We start from the raw sequence: 3822 nt of genomic DNA, 5'->3' as shown, positions 1-3822 counted from the left end.
CCGATCACATACATCGCTGCACGGGCCCTGCCGCACAAACCGTCACGTGCCTTCGCGAACCTCGCTCCGCGGGGCCGCGGCCAGCGCCTGCTCAGCCCAGATGATCTTACCATCGCGGGTCTGGCGAGTGCCCCAGCGCGCCGCGAACTGAGCGACCAGAAACAGCCCGCGTCCGCTCTCGTCAAAGGTACGGGCATGGCACAGGTGCGGCGCGGCCCTGCTGGCATCGGAGACCTCGCAGATCAGTGCGGTGTCCCGGATCAGCCGCACCTGGATGGGGGCACGCCCATGGCGGATCGCATTGGTGACAAGCTCGCTGACGAGCAATTCGGTGGTGGACGCGGCTTCCGCCAGTCCCCACACGCCGAGGGTGCGCAGTACCCCCGCCCGGACGTGGGCGACGACAGCCGGGTCAGCGGGCAGGTCCCAGCTGGCGACCTGGCTCGCGTCGAGAGCGCGGGTGCGGGCAAGCAACAGCGCGACGTCATCGGCGGGATGCTCGGGCAGCAGAGCATCAAGCACCCGGTCACAGATGGCTTCCAAGGACGAGGAGAGCACCGGCTGACCAGGCGGGCCGTTGCCGGAGCGCAGCGGAGCGAGGGCAGCGCACAACGCCTCAAGCCCCACATCGATGTCACGATCGCGGGACTCGACCAGGCCGTCGGTGTACAGGGCGAGCAGGCTGCCCGCCGGCAGTTCAACCTCGGCCGCCTCGAAGAGCAGGCCGCCGAGCCCGAGCGGCGGGCCAGCGGGCACATCCAGGAAGGCGGCCGTGCCATCAGGAGTGACCAGAACGGGCTGGAGGTGGCCGGCCCGGGCCAGCGTGCAGACGCGGGAGACCGGATCATAAACGGCACACAGACAGGTGGCGCCGATGTCGTTGACGGCCTCCTGTTCCAGGGGCGCGGTGTTTCCCGCGACGCCGTCGTGATCCGCGGCGAGGCGCGCGACCACGTCGTCCAGACGGGTAAGCAGCTCACCCGGATAAAGATCAATATCGATCAGCGTACGGACAGCGGTACGCAGCCGGCCCATGGTCGCGGCGGCATGGACACCGTGACCGACCACGTCACCGACCACCAGGGCGACCCTGGTTCCAGACATCGCAATCACGTCGTACCAGTCACCACCCACACCAACCTGGGAGCTGGCCGGCAGATAGCGGGAGGCGACCTCCACGGCCGTCTGCTCGGGCAGCCGTTGCGGCAGCAGACTGCGCTGAAGCGCGAGTGCGGTGGTGCGCTCCCGGGTATAGCGACGAGCATTGTCGATCGAGATCGCGGCCCTGGAGCCGAGCTCCTCGGCAAGGACGAGGTCGTCCCGCCTGAAGGACTCCGCATGCCGGTGCCGGCCGAACAGCGCCACCCCGAGCGTGGCTCCCCGGGCCCGCAGCGGCACTGCCATCACCGAATGGAACGCATGCTGGCTGGCCGTGGCGCGGACAGGATCAGCCGCGGCCCTTCGCGCGGCATCAGGATCGGCGGTCCCACTCAGCATGGGCTGGCCCGTTGCCAGGCAGCGGGCTGGCAGTGAGAAGTCCGGGTAGACGCAGAGCTCCCCCAGGCTGACGACGGCATCCAGCTCGCCGTCCACAACGCAGTGGTGGGCGACCCGGCGTAGGGTGACCTGGCCGGCAAGCGGGCCCGGAGCTGGCTCGCCCCCGTGGTACACCGAATCGAGCAGGTCGACGCTGGCCCAGTCCGCAAGCGTGGGGATGGCCATGTCGGCCAGTTCCTGAGCGGTCCGCGTCACGTCGAGGGTGCTGCCGATACGGCTGCTGGCGTCGTCGAGCAGGGCAAGTCGCTGCCGGGCCCAGTACTGCTCGCTGACATCGAAGGCTGCGGCGAACACGCCCAGCACCCGACCGTCCGGGGCCTTGATCGGAGACATGCTGGTGGCCCAGGCATGGTCGCGGGGCTCGGAGGGAACGCGAACGTAGTTCTCGTACACCACCGATCGGCCGGTTTCGACAACCTGGCGCAGCTGCTCGGCGAATCCCTCGTAGCTGGGGTTGCGCAGTGCCTCCATGAACGGCCGCCCGCGTAGGTCGGTCTCGTCAAGACCCAGCATGGATTTCGCGCCGGCGCTCAGCCGCCAGAAACGGGTCTGGGAATCGTAGATGACGATGAAGAGCTCAGCCTGGCGAAACCCCCACTCCACAATCGTCCGATCGCCGACGTGCCCGAACGAGTCGTCCGGTGGATCCGCATATCCCGCCGCCACGGGAGCGACCAGGAACCACTGGATCCTCCCCGCGGCGTCCCGCAACGGGTACGCGCACAGCACGATATCCAGCTGCCGGCCGTCTCGGTGGCGCACAGCGACTTTCCCGCTCCATCCTCGCTGGTCCGCCACGGCACGGCGGGCCGGACCTGGAACACCGGTGGCAAGAAGGCCGATCCCCAGCTTCCCAACGATTTCATCCGGCGAGTAACCGAGCAGCTGATACGCAGGCGCGCTCCACGCGGTGATGATGCCATGCGGATCCACCGCCGCGGTGGCTGTATTCACCACACCCAAAAGATCATCAATGATCGGGTCGCACGCCTCCATTGTCATCTATCTCGCTCTTCCCCCTCGCGGCCCCGTTAGAACCAGGCAATCGCGACCTATGCCGGACAGCCGACGCCGCGGTCAGCCGGAGTCGCCGAGAGCGAGCATGGCCTGGCGGAGCTCGGGGAACGCAACCGATAATCGAAGCCTTCGGTCAGAGCGCGCCTACCGCTTTCCGGCTCACCCAGGGGACGGCACCACGATGAGATCCAGCTCGATCGCCTGGTAACGAGCGACCATCCCCTTCATCTTCGTGACACCGAACTCGTTTCGATCAATCCGGGTGACGGCGTTGAACCGCGTCTCGCCACTGGCCGGTACCACGGCGGTGAGAGTCAGGTCCACCGGTCGGGAGACACCGCGGACGGTGAGTGTACCGGGCACAACCCACGCGCCAGACGCATCCCGAGCTCCGTCGGCGATGAACGTGATATCCGGGTAGGACGCAACATCGAGAAAGTCCGCCGTCCTGAGATGGTCATCCCGTTTGCGGTTGGCGGTGTTGACGCTGCTGGCGTCGAGCACGGCGCGAACGCCGGACTTCTCGACCGGGTCAGCGACGATCACCGCGCCCTCGCGGATCGCGACGATACCGACCACCTTGGCAAGGCCAAACATACCGCGGGTGGTGAACCGCACCGTGGAGCGATCGGGGACGATACGGTAGGTGCCGACATGGGGCACCGTCACGGCCCGCGCCGATATCGACTGTCCTGCCATGGTCCCTCCTGACAACCGTGAAAAACCGCGATCATTCCACCACCGCCGGACAGGCGGGAGGCCCCGTGGTAGCACGTCGTTCGGCATACCAGGGCCCCACCAGCCGTCGACGGAATCCAACGAGAAAATCATCCACAGGATGCGCGAATGACATTTACATACATTACCGGTAGGCAGATTGCCCGCCTACCGACGATGAATACTGTCAGTCTAACACGAAAACAAGAGCGCCCGGCAATAGGGACGTGGATCAAAAAACAAGGCTGAGGCACGGACGTCGCGAGGCGCGGGGATGCTTCGACTTGTCCAGCCCCGCATCCGGTCACGCCCGGCCACCGCCGGATCCAACGTCGCCATAAGAGCACCCGGCAATAAGGGGTGTGGATCAAGGAGCGGGGCTGGGGTGCGTGCCCTGGCCCCGCGACGCCGCGTCCCCTATTGCCGGTCGCTCTTAGTGGTCGCCGCCGGAAGTTCGTCCAGAGTCTGCCGGCGCCAGACGGCGCCTCGCCTCGTTGTCGTCGGCCCAGGTAGAACACCGCTACCTGGGCC

Annotated in this window: 2 protein-coding genes; both read right to left on the bottom strand. The window is 67.0% G+C overall.

Annotated elements, in window-relative coordinates:
• Positions 1-42 precede the first annotated feature (42 nt).
• Entirely contained in the window at positions 43-2559 is a 2517-nt protein-coding gene (locus MJ785_RS20870) for a SpoIIE family protein phosphatase (protein ID WP_239382496.1), read from the bottom strand.
• Positions 2560-2733: 174 nt separating this feature from the next.
• Entirely contained in the window at positions 2734-3273 is a 540-nt protein-coding gene (locus tag MJ785_RS20865; protein ID WP_239346743.1) for a YceI family protein, read from the bottom strand.
• Positions 3274-3822: the final 549 nt, after the last annotated feature.

This window comes from Protofrankia sp. CiT1 (assembly GCF_917627335.1).
In the GTDB taxonomy this organism is placed as follows: Bacteria; Actinomycetota; Actinomycetes; order Frankiales; family Frankiaceae; genus Protofrankia.
Note: the sequence above shows the minus strand (reverse complement) of the source record. Positions and strands in the feature narration are given on the sequence as shown.